Annotated in this window: 14 protein-coding genes, 1 tRNA gene, 1 rRNA gene and 1 riboswitch; of the genes, 7 read left to right on the forward strand and 9 right to left on the reverse strand. The window is 63.7% G+C overall.

Annotated elements, in window-relative coordinates; genetic code table 11:
- Window positions 1–17: 17 nt before the first annotated feature.
- A tRNA-Ile gene (locus NLM31_RS39995) sits at window positions 18–94 on the reverse strand.
- A gap of 191 nt (window positions 95–285) precedes the next feature.
- Window positions 286–1,772: ribosomal RNA gene (locus NLM31_RS40000) — 16S ribosomal RNA — on the reverse strand.
- A 1,021-nt stretch (window positions 1,773–2,793) separates the two neighbouring features.
- Here NLM31_RS40000 and NLM31_RS40005 point away from each other — a divergent pair.
- Both NLM31_RS40005 and NLM31_RS40010 read left to right on the forward strand, forming a co-directional pair.
- On the forward strand, window positions 2,794–4,857 hold the full coding sequence (locus NLM31_RS40005) for a M23 family metallopeptidase (RefSeq protein ID WP_254134645.1): 2,064 nt from the start codon (window positions 2,794–2,796) through the stop codon (window positions 4,855–4,857).
- 155 nt (window positions 4,858–5,012) lie between these two features.
- A complete protein-coding gene (locus tag NLM31_RS40010) occupies window positions 5,013–6,632 on the forward strand; it encodes a hypothetical protein (RefSeq protein WP_254134646.1) in 1,620 nt (539 codons plus the stop codon).
- A 94-nt stretch (window positions 6,633–6,726) separates the two neighbouring features.
- On the opposite strand, the gene clpB is transcribed toward NLM31_RS40010, so the two are convergent.
- Window positions 6,727–9,366 carry an ATP-dependent chaperone ClpB gene (clpB, locus tag NLM31_RS40015; protein WP_254134647.1) on the reverse strand — a complete coding sequence of 880 codons (2,640 nt, stop codon included), beginning with the start codon at window positions 9,364–9,366 and terminating at the stop codon, window positions 6,727–6,729.
- Between the two features lie 243 nt (window positions 9,367–9,609).
- Here clpB and NLM31_RS40020 point away from each other — a divergent pair, with 243 nt between their 5' ends.
- Window positions 9,610–10,413, forward strand: a complete 804-nt coding sequence (locus NLM31_RS40020; protein WP_254134648.1) for an MOSC domain-containing protein — start codon at window positions 9,610–9,612, stop codon at window positions 10,411–10,413.
- Between the two features lie 133 nt (window positions 10,414–10,546).
- Here NLM31_RS40020 and NLM31_RS40025 read toward each other — a convergent pair whose 3' ends face one another.
- The gene (locus NLM31_RS40025) at window positions 10,547–11,206 is read right to left on the reverse strand and encodes a TIGR02594 family protein (protein ID WP_254134649.1); all 660 of its coding nucleotides are present in this window, start codon (window positions 11,204–11,206) and stop codon (window positions 10,547–10,549) included.
- Window positions 11,207–11,422: 216 nt separating this feature from the next.
- On the opposite strand from NLM31_RS40025, the gene NLM31_RS40030 reads away from it, so the two are divergent.
- Window positions 11,423–12,286 (forward strand): alpha/beta fold hydrolase, encoded by an 864-nt coding sequence (locus NLM31_RS40030; RefSeq protein ID WP_254134650.1) that lies wholly within the window; start codon window positions 11,423–11,425, stop codon window positions 12,284–12,286.
- 14 nt (window positions 12,287–12,300) lie between these two features.
- On the opposite strand, the gene metW is transcribed toward NLM31_RS40030, so the two are convergent.
- Together metW and NLM31_RS40040 are read right to left on the reverse strand one after the other, a co-directional pair.
- Window positions 12,301–12,963, reverse strand: coding sequence for a methionine biosynthesis protein MetW (gene metW / locus NLM31_RS40035; RefSeq protein WP_254134651.1), 663 nt, complete (start codon window positions 12,961–12,963; stop codon window positions 12,301–12,303).
- 2 nt (window positions 12,964–12,965) lie between these two features.
- Entirely contained in the window at window positions 12,966–14,168 is a 1,203-nt protein-coding gene (locus tag NLM31_RS40040; protein WP_254134652.1) for a homoserine O-acetyltransferase, read from the reverse strand.
- Between the two features lie 92 nt (window positions 14,169–14,260).
- Window positions 14,261–14,340, reverse strand: a riboswitch (SAM riboswitch).
- A gap of 194 nt (window positions 14,341–14,534) precedes the next feature.
- Between NLM31_RS40040 and NLM31_RS40045 the strand changes: the two genes are divergently transcribed.
- From NLM31_RS40045 to NLM31_RS40055, 3 genes are read left to right on the forward strand one after another with little or no spacing between them, the layout of a single operon-like run.
- Entirely contained in the window at window positions 14,535–15,383 is an 849-nt protein-coding gene (locus NLM31_RS40045) for a chorismate mutase (protein ID WP_254134653.1), read from the forward strand.
- Between the two features lie 34 nt (window positions 15,384–15,417).
- Window positions 15,418–16,512: a histidinol-phosphate transaminase gene (hisC, locus tag NLM31_RS40050; RefSeq protein WP_254195801.1), complete on the forward strand. Its 1,095-nt coding sequence runs from the start codon at window positions 15,418–15,420 to the stop codon at window positions 16,510–16,512.
- Window positions 16,509–17,450 (forward strand): prephenate/arogenate dehydrogenase family protein, encoded by a 942-nt coding sequence (locus tag NLM31_RS40055; protein WP_254134655.1) that lies wholly within the window; start codon window positions 16,509–16,511, stop codon window positions 17,448–17,450. Before hisC ends, NLM31_RS40055 begins: the two co-directional genes overlap by 4 nt.
- Here the strand turns inward: NLM31_RS40055 and NLM31_RS40060 are convergent.
- From NLM31_RS40060 to NLM31_RS40070, 3 genes are all read right to left on the reverse strand, one after another.
- A complete protein-coding gene (locus NLM31_RS40060) occupies window positions 17,447–17,890 on the reverse strand; it encodes a hypothetical protein (RefSeq protein WP_254195802.1) in 444 nt (147 codons plus the stop codon). The two genes, NLM31_RS40055 and NLM31_RS40060, sit on opposite strands and share 4 nt — an antisense overlap.
- 103 nt (window positions 17,891–17,993) lie before the next feature.
- Window positions 17,994–19,571, reverse strand: a complete 1,578-nt coding sequence (locus NLM31_RS40065) for a hypothetical protein (RefSeq protein ID WP_254134657.1) — start codon at window positions 19,569–19,571, stop codon at window positions 17,994–17,996.
- 276 nt (window positions 19,572–19,847) lie between these two features.
- On the reverse strand, window positions 19,848–20,069 hold the full coding sequence (locus NLM31_RS40070) for a hypothetical protein (RefSeq protein WP_254195803.1): 222 nt from the start codon (window positions 20,067–20,069) through the stop codon (window positions 19,848–19,850).
- Window positions 20,070–20,195: the final 126 nt, after the last annotated feature.

Raw genomic sequence — 20,195 nt, forward strand, 5'->3', positions numbered from 1 at the left:
TGCTCACTCGATGAGTGTGGTGGGCCTGGGAAGACTTGAACTTCCGACCTCACGCTTATCAAGCGCGCGCTCTAACCAACTGAGCTACAAGCCCCTAACGCATATCCCGTTAAGGACCATGGGATCCTGCGCATGCAGGCCCAGCGCGTGTTCGTCCGCGAAGAAAGAGAAACGTAGACGGCGAAATCCCGCCAATGGAGCTCAACGATCTGGCGATCTGTTGGCCCCTGATGTTTCTAAAACGATCCGATAGTGAGCCGAAGCTCGCTGAAGGATCATCCTTAGAAAGGAGGTGATCCAGCCGCAGGTTCCCCTACGGCTACCTTGTTACGACTTCACCCCAGTCGCTGACCCTACCGTGGCCGGCTGCCTCCTTGCGGTTAGCGCACCGTCTTCAGGTAAAACCAACTCCCATGGTGTGACGGGCGGTGTGTACAAGGCCCGGGAACGTATTCACCGTGGCGTGCTGATCCACGATTACTAGCGATTCCAACTTCATGGGCTCGAGTTGCAGAGCCCAATCCGAACTGAGACGGCTTTTTGAGATTTGCGAAGGGTCACCCCTTAGCATCCCATTGTCACCGCCATTGTAGCACGTGTGTAGCCCAGCCCGTAAGGGCCATGAGGACTTGACGTCATCCCCACCTTCCTCGCGGCTTATCACCGGCAGTCTCCTTAGAGTGCTCAACTAAATGGTAGCAACTAAGGACGGGGGTTGCGCTCGTTGCGGGACTTAACCCAACATCTCACGACACGAGCTGACGACAGCCATGCAGCACCTGTGTTCCAGGCTCCGAAGAGAAGGTCACATCTCTGCGACCGGTCCTGGACATGTCAAGGGCTGGTAAGGTTCTGCGCGTTGCGTCGAATTAAACCACATGCTCCACCGCTTGTGCGGGCCCCCGTCAATTCCTTTGAGTTTTAATCTTGCGACCGTACTCCCCAGGCGGAATGCTTAAAGCGTTAGCTGCGCCACTAGTGAGTAAACCCACTAACGGCTGGCATTCATCGTTTACGGCGTGGACTACCAGGGTATCTAATCCTGTTTGCTCCCCACGCTTTCGTGCCTCAGCGTCAGTACCGGGCCAGTGAGCCGCCTTCGCCACTGGTGTTCTTGCGAATATCTACGAATTTCACCTCTACACTCGCAGTTCCACTCACCTCTCCCGGACTCAAGATCTTCAGTATCAAAGGCAGTTCTGGAGTTGAGCTCCAGGATTTCACCCCTGACTTAAAAACCCGCCTACGCACCCTTTACGCCCAGTGATTCCGAGCAACGCTAGCCCCCTTCGTATTACCGCGGCTGCTGGCACGAAGTTAGCCGGGGCTTATTCTTGCGGTACCGTCATTATCTTCCCGCACAAAAGAGCTTTACAACCCTAGGGCCTTCATCACTCACGCGGCATGGCTGGATCAGGGTTGCCCCCATTGTCCAATATTCCCCACTGCTGCCTCCCGTAGGAGTTTGGGCCGTGTCTCAGTCCCAATGTGGCTGATCATCCTCTCAGACCAGCTACTGATCGTCGCCTTGGTAGGCCATTACCCTACCAACTAGCTAATCAGACGCGGGCCGATCTTTCGGCGATAAATCTTTCCCCGTAAGGGCTTATCCGGTATTAGCACAAGTTTCCCTGTGTTGTTCCGAACCAAAAGGTACGTTCCCACGCGTTACTCACCCGTCTGCCGCTGACGTATTGCTACGCCCGCTCGACTTGCATGTGTTAAGCCTGCCGCCAGCGTTCGCTCTGAGCCAGGATCAAACTCTCAAGTTGGACTTGAACTTTGAACCGGCTGATCACAACGTTTGACGAGGTCCCACCATTGTCGACCGAAATCGACTTGCTGCCTGCGATTCACATCGCGGACAACGATGGTGTTTCCTTTGAAACGTGTACCGCCGAAGTCTTTCGTCCTCTCTCAGTACTTAAAAGCCGAAGCTCTTAAGTGGTCCGAGAGGCGCAAGGACTCCGCCGTCCACGTTTCTCTTTCTTCATCTTCACTTGTCAAACAGCCCGGGACCAGGAGGCCCCAACCTTCCAGAGTGGAAGGGTTCCGACACTCTTACCGACGTCGAATGACTCCAACCGATTGTGTCGGCTGTTGTGTCACTCAACAAGTTGAGGAGCATCAGTGGCGCGTTCGCTCGCCTTGGTCAGTGACCCGGCGGCGCCGCGCTCAGTGGTTGGGGTTATAGGCCCCACCTTCCGGGCTGTCAACGCCAATCGTCAACAAATCGTCGCACAGTGGATTGCGGAAAATAATCCAGCGATTCCAGTCAATTAGAAGGCCACTGGTTCGCCGAGGCGACGCTGCCCGGCAAAAAATCTGAAAAAAAGTTTGGGTCCCAGGGGGCTCGGAAGGGGCTCGGAAGGGGCTCCGGAGGGACCCGGGTGGGGACTCCGGAAGCGGCTTGGGGCGACCCTCTGCCTGGGGCCCTGGCGCCCGGCCGTTCAGGAAACTTTTTCCATATTAGGCGCCGTACTAGAGCCACAATCCCGCGGCGTTCTGGTATGAGACAAGCTTGAATCGCGGAATGCCAGTGGGGGCTGCCGGCGATTTTCATGGGGTTCAGAGAAGGCGATCTGATGATGACGCGGCCTTCTTCGGACATTCGAAAGACATCGAGAGACCTTCACCTGCCCAGCTGTTCGTAATTTCGGCCGGGCCCTGCATCGGGGCCTTCTGAGCGCGAACACCTGTACGGCGCGGCTTTTCCTGCGATGCCCCTGCAAGAGGGCGACCAGAGAACAGCACGGAGCGAAGGGTCTCGGGTCGTTGATTGGGGGACTTGGGTTGAACCAGAGGACGTCACGCGGCGCTTACGGGCGTGAAACCGGGATCATCGATCTCGGCCACGAGCCGCCGCTGTCCGTCGATGGTTCCGAGGCCGCCGTGATCGATCGCCGTCGCGTCTCGGTGCAATGGTTCAGCGGTACAATTCTGACCGGACTCTGCGGCGCAGCCCTGATCGGCGGCGCCGTTTTCGCATCTCTGGACGGCGAAATGACCTTCGCCAAGGTTCCGGAGCGGGTCGAAGGCGCGCTGCGCGGTGCGTTCAGTGCCGCCGATCGTGCAGCCACGCTGCACAAGAGCGACCGCCTGCCGCCGCCGAACGATTCCACCGCCTCGCGTAACATCGTGCGCGTCTCGACGGTCGCCCGCGTCGGCAACCGCGACGTGATGCGCGTGCGTCCCTTCGTCCGGATCGCCGGCAATCTGTCGATGACGACGAGCGATTTGTCGGCGAAGATTCCGCCGTTCAACGCGCAGCGTCTGCTCACCGACGTCGGCTCCGATCCGAAGACCGCAACCGACGATCCGAACAATCCCGAGGCCGTCGAGCCCGACGCCGAGGTCTCCTTCGTCACGAAGGATCTCTCGCCGGTGCTGCCGAAGGCCAAGATTTCCGCCGTGGTGGCGCTCGACGACATCCTGATGCGGGTGCGCGATGCCGCCAATTGGCGCGGCAATGGCGGGGTTCGCTACGCCTCGCTCGCCAATGCCACCGCCGACATCTCCGGCGCGACCGGCCCGTCCGACATGAAGATGGCCTATGCCACCGAAGTGTCGCCGTCCGATCCCTATGCCGGCTTCGAGACCCGCGTGGTGCCGGAAAACGTCACGCTGCTGCCGAAGACCAAAGAGCAGATCACCGGTGGCAATCCCAACGGCGAGCGCGTCCACGTCGTCAAGAAGGGCGACTCGGTCTCCTCCGTGCTGCGCGATCTCGGCGCCACGCCCGACGAAATCAAATCGATCGCCGCAACCCTCGGGCCCCGCGGCCGCGACGGCGGCCTGAAGGACGGCGAAAAGCTTCGCATCCTGATGGCGCCCGCAAGCCCCGGCGCCAGGCTCCAGCCCTATCGCGTCGTCGTCGCCAACGACACCATGGTCGAGGCGATCGCGGCGCTGTCCGATCTCGGCAAATACGTCGCGGTCGACGTTTCCAGCATGAACACCGTCGCCGACGCCACGGCCAACGCCAACAGCGAAGACGATGACGATGACGACGGCACCGGCGTGCGGCTCTACCAGAGCATCTACGAGACCGCGATGCGCAACAAAGTGCCGATGCCGGTCATCGACGACATGATCAAGATCTACTCCTACGACGTCGATTTCCAGCGCAAGGTCGCGCCGGGCGACTCGTTCGACGTGTTCTACGCCGGCGAAGACGAGGGCTCGACGGCGGTCGACAAGAGCGAGGTGCTGTTCGCATCGCTGACGGTCGGCGGCGAAACCAAGAAATATTACCGCTACCAGAGCCCCGACGACGGCGTCGTCGACTACTACGACGAGACCGGCAAGAGCGCGAAGAAGTTCCTGGTCCGCAAGCCCGTCAACAGCGCCATCATGCGCTCCGGCTTCGGCGGCCGCCGCCATCCGATCCTCGGCTATGTGAAGATGCACACCGGCGTCGACTGGGCCACCGCCTACGGCACGCCGATTTTCGCCGCCGGCAACGGCGTGATCGAAAAGGCCCAACTCGAAGGCGGCTACGGCAAGTACGTCCGCATCAAGCACAACAACGGCTACGAGACCGCTTACGGCCACATGTCGGCTTTCGCCAAGGGCATGGAGCCCGGCAAGAAGGTGCGGCAGGGCCAGGTCATCGGCTTCGTGGGCTCGACCGGCCAGTCGACCGGCCCGCACGTTCACTACGAAATCCTGGTCAACGGCCGCTTCGTCGATCCGATGCGCGTGAAACTGCCGCGCGGCCGTTCGCTGGAAGGGCCGATGCTCGCGGGCTTCGAGAAGGAACGCGACCGTCTCGACGGCATGATGAGCGGCCGCGGCGGCGCCATCGCCCGCATGTCGGACGCCACCGGCGGCCCGCTCCAGGTCAGCAACCGCTGATTGGATCAACGGTCGTCATCGACCGGACGTCTCTGCAAAAAAATGATCTGACATGACGTCGTGGTGCGACGTCATCCCACAGCGCTACAATTTCAAGTTTCGTTTGCCAAAGCGGTGCAACGGGCGAATACTTTCCAAAAAAGGGAGGTCTCGCCATGACGCACAGGCTCGCCTGCGCAGCGTTCATCGCTGCAATTTTCTCGAGCACGAGCACATTTGCGGAGAGCTGGGAGGTCACGAAGCTCGTCCCGGGCTCGGCGTTCCACGGCGTGCACGGACTCGGTATCGACAAGGCCGGCCATCTGTTTGCCGGCAGCGTCGCGGGCGCGGCCCTCTATGAGGTCGACATCGCGGGCGGCACGGCCAAGATCGCGATTCCCTCACCGATCGGAATGGCCGACGACATCGCATTCGCGCCCGACGGCACCATGGCCTGGACCGGATTCCTGGCCGGCGATCTCTATTCGCAAAAGGGCGACGGCCCGATCAAGAAGCTCGCCAGCGGCCTTCCCGGCATCAACTCGCTCGCCTACCGCAAGGACGGCCGGCTCTACGCCACCACCGTTTTCCTCGGCGACACGCTCTACGAGATCGACGTCGAGGGCGTCAAACCGCCCCGTCAGATCATGGAGAAGATGGGCGGCCTCAACGGCTTCGAGTTCGGTCCGGACGACAAGCTCTACGGTCCGCTCTGGTTCAAGGGACAGGTCGCCAGGGTCGACGTCGACAAGGCCGAGCTGACCGTCGTCGCCGACGGCTTCAAGGTCCCGGCCGCGGTGAACTTCGATTCCAAAGGCAACCTCTGGGTGGTCGATACTGCGCTGGGCCAGCTCGTCCGGGTCGATCCCAAGTCCGGCGCCAAGACCATGGTCGCGCAACTGAAGCCGTCGCTGGATAATCTCGCGATCGACGACAAGGACCGCATCTACGTCTCCAACATGGCCGACAACGGCATCCAGGAGGTCGATCCGACGACCGGCCAGGCGAAGCAGATCGTCATCGGCAAGCTCGCTTTGCCCGGCGGCATCGGCGTCACCTCGGACAACGGCAAGGATACGATTCACGTCGCCGACGTGTTCGCTTATCGCACGGTGGACGGGGCGACCGGCGAGGTCACCGAGAAGGCGCGCATGCATGCCGACGGCGTCACCCTCGAATATCCGATGAGCGCGACCGCGAAGGGCAACGACGTGATCCTGTCGAGCTGGTTCACCGGCACGGTGCAGGTGATCGACGGCAAGACCGGCGCCACGCGCGAGATGATGCACGGCTTCAAGGCGCCGCATGACGCGATCGTGCTGGGCGACGGCACTATCCTGGTGGCCGAGCTCGGCACCAAATCGCTGGTCCGCGTCAGCGGCGAGCATGGCAAGGATCGCACCACGGTGATCGGAGGTCTCGAGGGCCCGGTCGGGCTCGTCGGTGGCTCCAGCGACGAGGTCTATGTCACCGAAGCCTTTGCCGGCACCGTCTCCAGGATCGACAAGAACGGCGAAAAAACCGTGCTCGCCAAGGAGTTGAAAATGCCCGAAGGCATTGCGCGCGCGAGCGACGGCAGATTGATCGTGGCGGAGGTCGGCGCCAAGCGCCTGATCGAGATCGCGCCCGACAGCGGCAAGGTCACCGAGATCGCGGCCAATCTTCCGATCGGCCTGGCCGGTGCGCCCGGCGGCCTGCCCAGCAACATCCCGACGGGCGTCGCCGTCGGCGCCTCCGGCGTCATCTATTTCAGCTCCGACATCGAGAACGCGATCTACAAGGTCGTGAAGAAATAGCGCGGTCCTCGGCCGGCCGGTCGACGCGAACAAAAATCGCCCCGGAAAGGATGACCTTTCCGGGGCGATTTTATCTAGCTATGCGCGCCGATGATCAGTTCAGCTTGCGCTTCGATGTCGGCGCCTCGAACTGCGTGATCTCGGCGGTCTGCGACACCTTCCCGTTGAAGGTCAGCACGTTGCCTGCCGACGAGATCGCAACATGATCTCCGTCCCTGACATCGCCGCCCAGGATCATCTCGGCCAGCGGATCCTGGAGATAGCGCTGCACCACCCGCTTGAGCGGCCGAGCCCCGTAGGCGGGGTCCCAGCCCTTGGCGGCGAGCCAATCGCGGCCCGCAGCGTCGAGCGTCAGCACGATCTTGCGATCGGTCAGCAGCTTCTGCAGCCGCGCGAACTGGATCTCGACGATCCGTCCCATCTCGCTCCGCTGCAGGCGGTGGAACAGGATGATCTCGTCGACGCGGTTCAGGAATTCGGGGCGGAAATGTCCGCGCACCATCCCCATCACCTGCTCACGCACGGCAGAGGTGTCTTCGCCCTCGGGTTGATTCACCAAAAACTCCGAGCCGAGGTTCGAAGTCATGATGATCAGCGTGTTGCGGAAATCGACGGTGCGGCCCTGGCCATCGGTCAGGCGGCCGTCATCGAGCACCTGCAACAGGACGTTGAAGACGTCCGGATGCGCTTTCTCGATCTCGTCGAACAGCACGACCTGATAAGGCCGGCGCCGCACCGCTTCGGTGAGCGCACCGCCCTCGTCGTAACCGACATAGCCCGGAGGCGCGCCGATCAGCCGCGAGACCGAATGCTTCTCCATGTATTCGGACATGTCGAGGCGAACCATCGCGGTCTCGTCGTTGAACAGGTACTCGGCGAGCGCCTTGGTCAGCTCGGTCTTGCCGACGCCGGTGGGGCCCAAGAACATGAACGAGCCGGTCGGCCGGTTCGGGTCCTGCAGGCCCGCGCGCGAGCGGCGCACGGCGGTCGCGACCGCACGCACGGCCTCGGCCTGGCCGACGACGCGCTGTCCGAGCTGCTCCTCCATCTTCAGGAGCTTCTCCTTCTCGCCTTCCAGCATCTTGTCGACGGGCACGCCGGTCCAGCGCGAGACCACCTGCGCGATGTGGTTGGCGGTCACCGCCTCCTCCATCATCTCGCCGGAGCCTTCACGCGCCTCGATGTCGGCGAGTTGCTTCTCCAGCTGCGGGATCCGGCCATAGGCCAGCTCACCCGCCTTCTGGAATTCGCCGCGCCGTTGCGCATCGGCCAGATCGACGCGCAGGGCGTCGAGTTCCGACTTCAGCTTCTGGGCGTTGGAGAGCTTGTTCTTTTCCGAGCTCCAGCGCGCGGTGAGCGCCGCTGATTTCTCCTCGAGCTCGGCGAGCTCCTTCTGAAGCGACTCCAGACGGGTCTTGGAGCCGAGATCGCTCTCCTTCTTGAGGGCCTCCTGCTCGATCTTGAGCCGGATGATCTCGCGGTCGAGCGAATCCAGCTCTTCCGGCTTGGAATCGACCTGCATCTTCAGCCGCGCGGCCGCCTCGTCCATGAGGTCGATGGCCTTGTCGGGCAGGAAGCGGTCGGTGATGTAGCGATTGGACAGCGTCGTCGCCGCCACGAGCGCGGAATCGGTGATCCGCACGCCATGGTGCTGCTCGTACTTGTCCTTCAAGCCGCGCAGGATCGAGATCGTGTCCTCGACCGAGGGCTCGCTGACGAAGATCGGCTGGAAGCGCCGCGCCAGCGCCGCATCCTTCTCAACATGCTTGCGGTACTCGTCGAGCGTGGTCGCGCCGATGCAGTGCAGCTCGCCGCGCGCAAGCGCCGGCTTGAGCAGGTTGGAGGCGTCCATCGCGCCATCGCCCTTGCCCGCGCCGATCAACGTGTGCATCTCGTCGATGAACAGGATGAAGGTGCCCTCGCTCGCGGTGACTTCCTGGAGCACGGCCTTCAGCCGCTCCTCGAACTCACCGCGGTATTTTGCACCCGCAATCAGCGCGCCCAGGTCGAGCGACAGCAGCTTCTTGTCCTGCAGGCTCTCGGGCACGTCGCCATTGACGATGCGCAGCGCGAGCCCTTCCGCGATCGCGGTCTTGCCGACGCCGGGCTCGCCGATCAGGACGGGATTGTTCTTGGTCCGGCGCGACAGCACCTGGATGGTGCGGCGGATCTCCTCGTCGCGGCCGATGACCGGGTCGAGCTTGCCGTCGCGCGCAGCCTGGGTCAGGTCGCGGGCATATTTCTTCAGCGCGTCATAGGCATTCTCGGCGGTCGCGCTGTCCGCGGTGCGGCCCTTGCGCAGCGCCTCGATCGCGGCGTTGAGATTTTGCGGAGTGACGCCGCCCTTGGCGAGGATGCTGCCTGCCTCGCTGGTCTTTTCCAGCGTGAGCCCGAGCAGCAGCCGCTCGACGGTGACAAAGCTGTCGCCGGCCTTCTCGCCGGCCTTTTCGGCGGCGTCGAAGGTGCGCGCGAGCTCGGGCGCCAGATAGATCTGGCCGGCACCGCCGCCCGAGACCTTCGGCACCTTGTTGAGGGCGTCCTCGGTCGCCTTCAGAATTGCGCGGGAATTGCCGCCGGCGCGGTCGATCAGGCCGGAAGCCAGCCCCTCATTGTCGTCCAGCAGCACTTTCAGGACGTGCAGGGTCGAAAACTGCTGATGCCCCTCGCGCACCGCAAGCGACTGCGCGGACTGGATGAAGCCCCTGGAGCGTTCGGTATATTTGTCGATGTTCATGGTGTTTTTTGTCCCTCGGCCTGCCCCTGGGGCCCTCTAAGGCACCCCAAACGGCATCTTCATTGGGTTTCCGCATGCTGCGTTGACGTTCCTCAACCAACAGCGGTCGTTATCAGCCGACGCTGGCGCCGGCCTGACCCAGATGTGGGAAGCGTGCCCTCGGATCGGAAGAGGCGAGTTCACAATTTCGTGCTCTGATCAGCCTGCTTGGCGGCGGCGGGTCGAATCCCCATAAGTAGGCCCATGAACTTCAGCGCAAAGACAGCCAGCCGGACCGCCGAAATCACCGGCCTCTACCGCTACCCGATCAAGGGCCTGACGCCGGAATCCCTGCTCCGGGTTCCCCTGCGAACCGGCCAGACCCTCCCCGCCGACCGCCGCTACGCCATCGAGAACGGCCCGAGCGGGTTCGATCCGGAAGCTCCCGCCTGGAAGCCGAAAATCCAGTTCCTGATGCTGGCCCGCAATGAGCGGCTGGCGTCCCTCGATAGCCGGTTCGAGGACGCCACCAACAGCCTCACCATCCGCAAGGACGGCCAGGTCGTCGCCAGCGGCGATCTCGAGACCGCGGCGGGGCGCACCGCCATCGAGGGTTACTTGACGGAGAATTTCCAGCCGGAGCTGAAGGGGCCGCCAAAAGTGCTGTCCGGCCGGGACCACAGCTTTTCCGACGTCGCCCGCAAGGTCGTGTCGATCATCAATCTCAACAGCGTTCGCGCCATCGAGACCATGCTCGGCGGTGTCGCCGTCAATCCGCTGCGCTTCCGCGGCAATCTCTACCTGACGGGCTGGCCGGCGTGGTCCGAACTCGAGCTGGTCGGCCAGACGCTCGCGATCGGGCAGGCCCGGCTGAAGGTGGTCAAGCGCATCGTGCGCTGCCCGGCCGTCAACGTCGATCCCGACACCGCCATACGCGATCTCGAGATACCGCCGACGCTGTCGCGCAATCTCGGCCACATGGATTGCGGCATCTATGCCGAGGTGGTGGCGGACGGCGAGATCGGCGTCGGTGATGCTGTCGCGGTGGAAGAGCCGAAGCTCGTGTGAGCTGATACCGGTCCCGTAGGGTGGGCAAAGCGAAGCGTGCCCACGTTCTTTCCGACTTCAGAGAGGTGGTGGGCACGGCGCGTGCGCGCCTTTGCCCACCCTACGACACCCTCGCTACGGCACTGTCACTCCGTCAATTCGGCATCACATACGCATAGATCCGGCCGCGCGAGATCGGAGCTTCGCGGACGCGGTTGCCGTTGTTGCCGGAGATCATGATCGGATTGCCCTGCGCGTCGATGCCGGTGATGATGCCGACATGACCGCCGCGGCGGCCACGCGACATCACCGCGATGGCGCCGACCTGCGGACCGGAGACGCGCGTACCGTAATGCGCGAACGAGCTCGCCATGTCGGAGCCGGTGCCCTGATGGCCGGTGTGCTGCAGCACCATGTTCATGAAGCGCGCGCACCACAGGCTGCCGCGACCGGTCGGGTTGCCGCCAATGTAGCGGCGCGCCTCGGAGACGAGACCGGACCCGCCGCCAACACCGGCGCCTGCAGCCATGCCGTTATTGGCCATGCCACCGACATTGGCATTCGGATTGTAGCTGGCCTGGGTGTCGGCGAATCCGCTCGCCTGCAATTGCGCCGCGCCGCGCTCGAAGCGCGAGCTGCGTGCATGATGGCGATAGTGATGATGTCTGGCGTGATGCACGTAAGCGTGCCGCTCTGCGCTATGACGATAATGCGGCCGCGCTGAGGCCGGAGAAACGAACACGGCAACCGCCGCGAAGAAAATCGCCAGCGCGATAACACAGCGCGACAGGCGAGACGCAAACAACTCCAACATTACTCATCCTTCGTTGACACCCCCACTTCCAATCGGCCCGTGCGGTGACCGACCTCCGTCTGGCCGTTAAGCCGCCGGATGTGGCGAGAAAAAGACGCCGAGGACGGCGAATAGCTGCGATGATCTTGCGTCAGTGCTGGTGTGAAGCTGCCTCATTGCGGACAACAGCATTAACTGCAATCCTGAAGTCACGGCCTGAAGAGAGGGAAACAGTTAATGCCCCACGCCACGACCAGGGACGACGTCCGCATCTATTTCGAAGAAGCGGGTCAGGGAACGCCAATCATTTTTCTGCACGAGTTCGCGGCCGACTACACCAATTGGGAGCCGCAGATGCGTTACTTCTCGCGCGGCCACCGCTGCATCACCTATTCCGCGCGCGGCTACACGCCATCTGACGTGCCGGCGGGCGAGGTCTACAGCTACGAACATTTCTACAACGACGCGCTCGCGGTGCTCGACCATCTCAAGATCGAGCGCGCGCATCTCGTCGGTCTTTCGATGGGTGCTTACTCGTCGCTGCAGATCGGCTTGAACGCGCCGCAGCGCGCGCTGTCGATGACGCTCGCCGGTGTCGGCTCCGGCTCCGAGCTCGAGAACCTGGATAACTGGCGCAAGCAGTGCCGCGCCAATGCCGAGCAATTCGAGACACTCGGCTCCGCCGAGGTCGCAAAGGTCACGCGCGAGGCGCCGAGCCGGATTCCCTTCCTGGTGAAGGACCCGCGCGGCCACGCCGATTTCTACGCCGCGCTGGCGCGGCACGATTCCAAGGGATCAGCGAACACGATGCGCGGCTTTCAGGGCGGCCGTCCCTCGATCTATACCATGACGAATGCGATCAAGGCCGTGGCCACGCCGGCGCTGATCATCTGCGGCGACGAGGATGACCCTTGCGTCGGGGCGAGCCTGTTCCTGAAGAAGCATCTACCGGCGGCGGGGCTCGCGATGTTTCCGAAATCGGGTCACGTGCTCAATCTCGAAGAGCCCGCGCTGTTCAACGCGAGCGTGGAGCGGTTCGTGGCGCTGGTGGAGGCCGGGAGATGGCCGGTGCGCGATCCGAGGTCGCTGGCGGCGCACTGACTGCCAGCTCCTCGTCACTTCCCCTGCCCGCGGCTCAGCAGGAACACGCCCTGCTCGCCGAACAGATTCCACACCCACCAGGGCAATCGCAGCCGCAGCGGGCGGCCGTAGAGGTCGAGTGCCTCGGCGCGCTCCATCTTGACGCCGATGGCGTCGCAGAGCTCGACGAAGTCCTTGATGGTGCAGAAATGGATGTTGGCGGTGTCGTACCAGCTGGCCGGCAGATTCTCCGTGCGCGGCATGTGGCCGCCGACCAGGAGCTGCAGGCGCATCCGCCAGAAGCCGAAATTCGGGAACGACACGATGGCGCGACGGCCGATGCGCAGCAAATTCTCCAGCACGGCCTTGGGCTGCCGCGTCGCCTGCAGCGTCTGCGACAGGATCACGTAGTCGAAGGCGTCATCGGGGTAGTTGACGAGGTCGGTATCGGCATCGCCTTGCACCACCGCGAGGCCTTTTGCCACGCAGCGGTTGACGCCCTCGCGCGACAGCTCGATGCCACGGCCGTCAATGCCGCGGGTCTCGAGCAACTGAAGCAGATCGCCGTCGCCGCAGCCGACGTCGAGCACTTTCGAGCCCGGCTTGACCATCTCGGCGACCAGCAGATGGTCGGCGCGAAACGGGCCGGACTGCTCCGCAGTGAGACCGTTGAGCGGCAGCACTTGCTGTACAGACATCGCTAGCCGTCCTTGCTGGTGAGCCCGCGCGCCTTGCCTGCCGATTGCAGGAAGGCGCGGGAGATGTCGAAGAATTCGGGCACGTCGAGCAGGAAGGCATCGTGGCCGCGGTCGGTCTCGATCTCGGCAAACGACACCCGCGCACTCGACGCATTCAACGCGTGCACCAGCGCGCGCGACTCCGAAGTCGGGAACAGCCAGTCGCTGGTGAAGGAGACCACGCAGAAACGGGTCTGGATTCCCGCGAACGCTTTCGCCAGCACGCCGCCATGGTCGCCGGCGATGTCGAAATAGTCCATCGCGCGCGTGAGATAGAGATAGGAGTTGGCGTCGAAGCGCTCGACGAAGGACGAGCCCTGGTAGCGCAGATAGGACTCGACCTGGAAATCGGCATCGAACGAGAAAGTCGGCAGCTCGCGGTCCTGCATGCGTCGGCCGAATTTTCGATGCAGTGCTGCGTCCGAAAGATAGGTGATGTGCGCAGCCATGCGCGCGACCGCGAGGCCGCGATGCGGATGGATGCCCTGATCGGCGTAGGCGCCGTTGTGCCAGTCGGGATCGGCCATCACGGCCTGGCGGCCGAGCTCGTGGAAGGCGATGTTCTGTGCCGAATGCCGCGTCGAACAGGCAATCGCCAGCGCCGAGTAGACGCGCTCGGGATAGGCCGCAGTCCATTGCAGCACCTGCATGCCGCCCATCGAGCCGCCGACGACGGCGAACAGCGTGTCGATGCCGAGCCGGTCGATCAGCATCGCCTGCGCGCGCACCATGTCGGGGATGGTGATGACGGGGAAATCCAGGCCCCACACCTTGCCGGTAGCGGGATTGATCGAGGCGGGCCCGGTCGAGCCCATGCAGCCGCCGATCACGTTGGAGCAGATGATGAAGTAGCGGCTTGGATCGAGCGGACGGCCGGGACCGACCAGCGTCTCCCACCAGCCGGATTTGCCGGTGACGGGATGCACATTGGCGACGTGCTGATCACCGGTCAGCGCATGGCAGATCAGCACGGCGTTGGAGCGATCGGCGTTGAGTTCGCCATAGGTCTTGTAGGCGATCTGGAACGGGGTGAGATCGATGCCACAATCGAGCCGCAGCGGCTGGTCGGCGCCGAACTGCGCGACCTCCGAACTCGGATGATCGACTTCATGCGACCGGTCGTCGGCACTGATCGCGGGACTGGGGACAGACTTGACGCCAACCATCTCTGACCATCGACCTCGTTTGCGATCAAACGTGAGACCGCGATGAAATCAGGCCATGAAAAACCCGGCCTGAACGATAGGTTCGGCCGGGATCGAAAGCGTCCCCGGCCTGTTTAGCGAGTTTTTTAACGTGGCTGCAAGCCGGCCGGCTCAAATGACCACGGAACAGGCAAAAACCTACCGGCTTGGGCCCTTTTCGTCAAGTCACGGTCCGGATTAGCCAGAATGGCCTCTCTGCGGGCTCCCTGGCAGGTCGTCATTTCTCTTTGCTTTCGTCGCCCTGACTGCCTAATCAAGACATCGACCGCAGCGGATCCGGCTTGCCCGATCCGCATTGGAACGCCTCTCACAACAGCACTCGCAGATATGTCCCAACGTCCGCCCGCGCCACCATCTCTCCAGGAATTGCGCAAGGAGATCGACGCGATCGACGAGGGCATGCATCGCCTGCTGATGCAGCGCGGCGACATCATCGACCGCCTGATCCAGGTGAAGCAGACCCAGGAGGTCGGCTCGGCGTTCCGCCCGGCGCGCGAAGCCTCGATGATGCGTGACATCGTGCAACGCCATCGCGGCATCCTTCCGCTCGACACGGTCGAGAGCATCTGGCGCGTCATCATCTCGACCTTCACCTATGTCCAGGCGCCGTTCTCCGTGCATGCCGACATCTCGGTGAGCGAGCCGGCGATGCGCGATTCCGTGCGCTTCCATTTCGGCTTCACGGTGCCTTACGTCGCGCATTTCAGCGCACAGGCGGCGGTCGAGGCCGTGGCGAAATCCAAGGGCGACCTGGCGCTGGTCTCGGCGACATCGAGCCGCACGCCGTGGTGGCTGGAGTTGGAGGCTGATGGCGCGCCGAAGATCATTGCGCGCATGCCCTTCGTCGAGCGCGCCGATCATCCGGCGGCGCTGCCCGTATTCGCGATCTCGCGCGTCGCCGACAGCGCCGTGGTCACGGAGGTCGAGACCTTCAGCGTGCGCGTCTCGGGGTGGAACGCCGAGGTCGCGCGGGCGCTGTCGCCGCTCGCCGATATCGTGGCGGTGCCCGATACCGCCTTCGACGGCGCAGCGTTGCTGGTCTCGGTGACGAGCGACACCAGCATCGACAAAATCAGAGCTGCCCTGATCGAGGCAGGGGCCTCGGTGCGCTCCACGGCCCTCGTCGGCAGCCACGCAACGCGCTATACGGTGCCCCCGACCGGGCCGAAATCGTAAATCGCGTACCGCCTAAGCCTATCCGGAGTTGAAGATGTCCCGCCCCGTGCCGAATCCCGGCATTCTCGATATTGCGCCCTACACGCCCGGCAAGACCCCGGTGCCGGAGCCGGGCCGCAAGGTGTTCAAGCTCTCGGCCAACGAGACGCCGTTCGGACCCTCGCCCAAGGCAATCGAGGCCTTCAAGCATGTCGCGGACCATCTGGAGGACTACCCGGAAGGAACCTCGCGCGTGCTGCGCGAGGCGATCGGCCGTTCTTTCGGGCTCGATCCGAACCGCATCATCTGCGGCGCCGGCTCGGACGAGATCCTCAACCTGCTCGCCCACACCTATCTCAGCCACGGCGACGAGGCGATCTCGACCACGCACGGCTTCCTGGTCTACCCGATCGCAACGATGGCGGTCGGCGCCAAGAACGTGGTCGCGGCCGAGAAGAACCTGACCTGCGACGTCGACGCCATCCTCAAGGCGGTGACGCCGAAGACGAAGCTGGTCTGGCTCGCCAACCCCAACAACCCGACCGGCACCTATATCCCGTTCGACGAGGTCAAGCGCCTGCGCGCCGGCCTGCCGTCGCACGTGCTGCTGGTGCTGGACGCCGCCTATTGCGACTATGTCTCGCGCAATGACTACGAGATGGGGATCGAGCTCGTCGCCACCACCGAAAATACGGTGGTGACGCACACCTTCTCCAAGATCCACGGCCTCGCGGCCCTGCGCATCGGCTGGATGTTCGGCCCCGAGCACATCATCGACGCCGTCAACCGCATCCGCGGCCCGTTCAACGTGTCGACGCCGGCGATGTATGCCGCGGTCGCCGCGATCGAGGACACCGCGCACCAGGCGATGTCGAAGCAGTTCACCGAGACCTGGCGCAACTGGCTCACCGAGGAGATCACCAAGCTCGGACTGAAGGTGACGCCGGGCGTCGCCAATTTCGTGCTGATCCACTTCCCGCAGGAAGGCAAGACCTCGGACGCGGCCGATGCCTATCTCACCAAGCGCGGCCTCGTGCTGCGCGCGTTGAAGAACTACGGCCTGCACCACCAGCTGCGCATGACCATCGGCACCGAGGAGGCCAATCGCCTCGTCGTCGACGCCCTGCGCGACTTCATGGCCGGCAAATGAGCGTGGACCCGCACTTCCAGCGCGTCGCGCTGATCGGCTTCGGTCTGATCGGCGGCTCGATCGCGCGTGCTGCCAAGCTTCAGGGCTTGGCTGGCGAGATCGTCACCACCGCGCGCTCGGAGAAGACGCGCGCGCGGGTGCTCGAGCTCGGCATCGTCGACCAGGTCGTGGCGACCAATGCGGAAGCCGTGAAGGATGCCGATCTCGTCATCCTCTGCATTCCCGTCGGCGCCTGCGGGCCGGTGGCACAGGAGATTGCGGCGCATCTCAAGCCGGGTGCCGTCATCTCCGATGTCGGCTCGGTCAAGGGCGCTGTCGTCAAGGACATGGCGCCGCATCTGCCGAAGCACGTCCATTTCGTGCCGGCGCATCCGGTGGCGGGCACCGAGCATTCGGGCCCGGATTCCGGTTTCGCCGAGCTCTTCATCAACCGCTGGTGCATTTTGACGCCGCCGGAAGGCACCGACGCCGCCGCAACCGCGCATTTGCGCGCCTTCTGGGCGGCGATGGGTGCCAAGGTCGAGGTGATGACGCCGGATCATCATGATCTCGTGCTCGCGATCACCAGCCATCTGCCGCATCTGATCGCCTACACGATCGTCGGCACCGCCGACGAGCTGCAGCAGGTGACGGAATCGGAGGTCATCAAGTTCTCCGCCGGCGGCTTCCGCGACTTCACCCGCATCGCGGCCTCCGACCCGACGATGTGGCGCGACGTCTTCCTTGCCAACAAGGACGCCGTGCTGGAGATGCTCGGCACCTTCACCGAGGATCTCGCAAAGCTCACCCGTGCGATCCGTCGCGGTGATGGCGAAGCGCTGTTCGATCACTTCACCCGCACCCGCGCCATCCGCCGCGGCATCGTCGAGATCGGCCAGGATTCGGCGGCTGCGGACTTCGGCCGCCAGCACGGGCAGCTCGACAAGAAACCTAGCTAGCCGCGGTCCTTGACCCCTGCGATACGGCTCCGGCCGGCAAGACCGGCGCCGATCTGCATGCATACGCCCAGCATCCAGGTGGCGCCGAACAGCAGATTGCCGGCGGGATCGGACGTCTCGTCGAACACGAAAGCATAGAGCGCGAGCAGGCCCGCTCCGGCGGCGAGGAACGTGCCGGTCGCGCTGGCGAGGCCGATCGCGGGCGATCGTTGCGCCGGCCCGGGCTCAAGCTGCGGCCAGCGCGGGATGTCGATCCCGAGATAGGCGCCGATCATGCCGAGCACGATCAGCAAGACAGTGAATTCGACGGTGTCGAACCCCGGCAGCTCCGCCCGCATCAGCAATGCGGCGACGAATGTGGCGCCGATCGCACCCGTCATCGCCAGGCCCAGCCGGGCGACGACGTGCGCGAGCCGAAGGATCAGAAGACCGTCGGACAATGGCCGTCCTCTGGTGAGGCCTTGTGTTTGAGCATGATCTCCGCGCAAACGCGTTCCGCGTTTGTCGCGAGGGAAAACCGCTGCACACTTTTCCTGATCATGCTCAGAACGGATAGTACCGGATCTGCGTCATGACGATGTTGTCGTCGGTCTTGGGCGCGCCGCCGACACCGGCGAAGGCGAACCGCTGTGTGTAGGAATACTGCACGCCGGCTTTGAGCGTGCCGTAATTGCCCTGGTAGATGGTGTCGTAGATGCCGGCGGTGATCTGCCGGACTTCCTTGGTATTGCCGTTACAGGTCGCGGCCGGGGTGTTCTCGGTGAAGCAGCCGGTGTTGTTGTAGAGCGGATTGCCGTAACCGAACGGCACCGTTCCGACATTGGCGAAATTGGCCTTGGCCTTTTCGAGGCCCGCGTAGCTGTAGACATCGAGGCTCGGCGTTGCGTGCCAGATCAGGCCGACCGCAGCCGCCGTGATCGTCAGCGGCAGTACCGTGCCGTCCTGCGCCACCGCCGCATCGGGGAACGGCGTCGCCGTGAAGCGGCCGAGCACGCCATGTGCGCCATAGAGCTGAAGGTCGAGGGTTTTCGGGATCAGCTCGGCAAAGATATGGCCGCCGAAGCTGCCGGTGTCGTAAGTGTGGTTGGCGCCATTGAAGCGATCGAACAGCTGGCGATAGAGCGCCCAGGCTTCGACGTGCAGCTTGTAGGGCCCGAGCCGCGGATCCCACGCCGCCTTGACGGTAACGTCAGGCACCTGGTTCAGGCTGACATTGTTGAGGTTGTTGAAGAAGCTGCCGCCCGGCCCGGTGAGATTGACCTGAAGGTTCGGATTGAGCACGCCCTGCGGACCGACCGCGGGCGTACCGACCGTCGGCGTGTTGCCGCCGAAGAAGGCGGTCTGCGGATTCTCGACCGACGCGGCGAGCTTGAATTCGGGCCCGAGATCCTTCCAGACGCGCAAACCAGGCTGCCGTGCCGCCAGAAATCCCGGAACGGATTCGAAGTCGATGACACCGGGCGCGTCGACGCCGCGCGGATCGATGCCCGACTTGGTCGGCGCGTTCAGCGACCAGGATTGGCCGGCGAGGAAGTGCAGGCCGAGATCGGTCCGGTCGAGCTCGAGACTGAGCTGCCGCATCCGAGGATTGAACGAGTTGGTCGCAACCGAGCTCGCCGTTTGCGCCGCGCCCTCGAAGTCGATTTCGCCGTAGCCGGCGAGATGCGTATCGGGATCGGCGTTACCTTCGGCAAGCACCGAGAACCGGCTCTGTCGCGCGGAGAACCGCGTCTCCGGGAAGTAGAAATTGTGGCTCTGCTGATAGGGAATGAAATTGAACACCGAGCCGGTGTCGGAAGCGATGTTGCGCGAGCGGTAGATGCCGGTGAGATCGACCCAGCCGCCGAATGTCAGCGTGATGCCCTTGTAGCAGATCTTGCCGGACGCCGACGCACAGGCATCGACGGGCAGCGCCTTGTAGGTCCCCGACATCGGCATGGCCTTGGCCTGCACGGCTTCGACCTGACGGGTCTTACGTGCCTCCGAATCCACCTTCTGCTGCAGCTCCTTCAGCTTCGCCTTCAGCGCCTGGAGTTCGGTTGTGACATTGTCGTCGGCACGCGCCTGTCCCGAACAGGCAGCGAGTAGTCCCAGCATGAGTCCGCGAGTGATGATCCGCACGTAAGCCTCCCTCCACATGGGAAGCAGGTGCTGTTGGTTGCGCCCCCGGCGCGTGCATGCTTCCCTGGTGTGGAGTGATGCGAATGAGCGGGCTGTTATTCTCGGCGAGGCGCATCTTCTGCATCACGTTTTCCTGACGATCATGTTCGGAATATTTTCGTGGCTACCCCGATCCGCACGCGCGATTGCCGCGCTTACGACACAACGCGCATTGGGCCCGACCGGGACATGGCCGGGCCCAACTCCGCGACGCGCAAAGCCTCAAGGGGATGGCGGCTATTGACCCTTGGTCGCGCGGATCACCGTGGGGCGCGGTGATTTCGCAGACGGCGCGTAAGCCATCGCATCGCGCGGCGCAGCGCTCGCGAGATCGCGGTCGCCGTTCGGATACTGGGCTTGGTGGGCGGCCGGCTGCTGCGATCGCCACTGCGCGAAGGCAGGCGTCGCGAGTGCGGTCGACATGGCGATGGCGGCAATGAACAGCTTGGACGTCGTCATGGGTATCTCTCCTGCCTCGGTGGCCCGCGTCATCGGGCAGCCGACATGGAGAGAGACCGGGCTTGGCGGCTCCGCATTCCCGGCGGACGATCACGATCCAGCGAAGAGACCGTGACGTCGCCGGTG

The organism is Bradyrhizobium sp. CCGUVB4N (assembly GCF_024199945.1).
Lineage (GTDB): Bacteria > Pseudomonadota > Alphaproteobacteria > Rhizobiales > Xanthobacteraceae > Bradyrhizobium.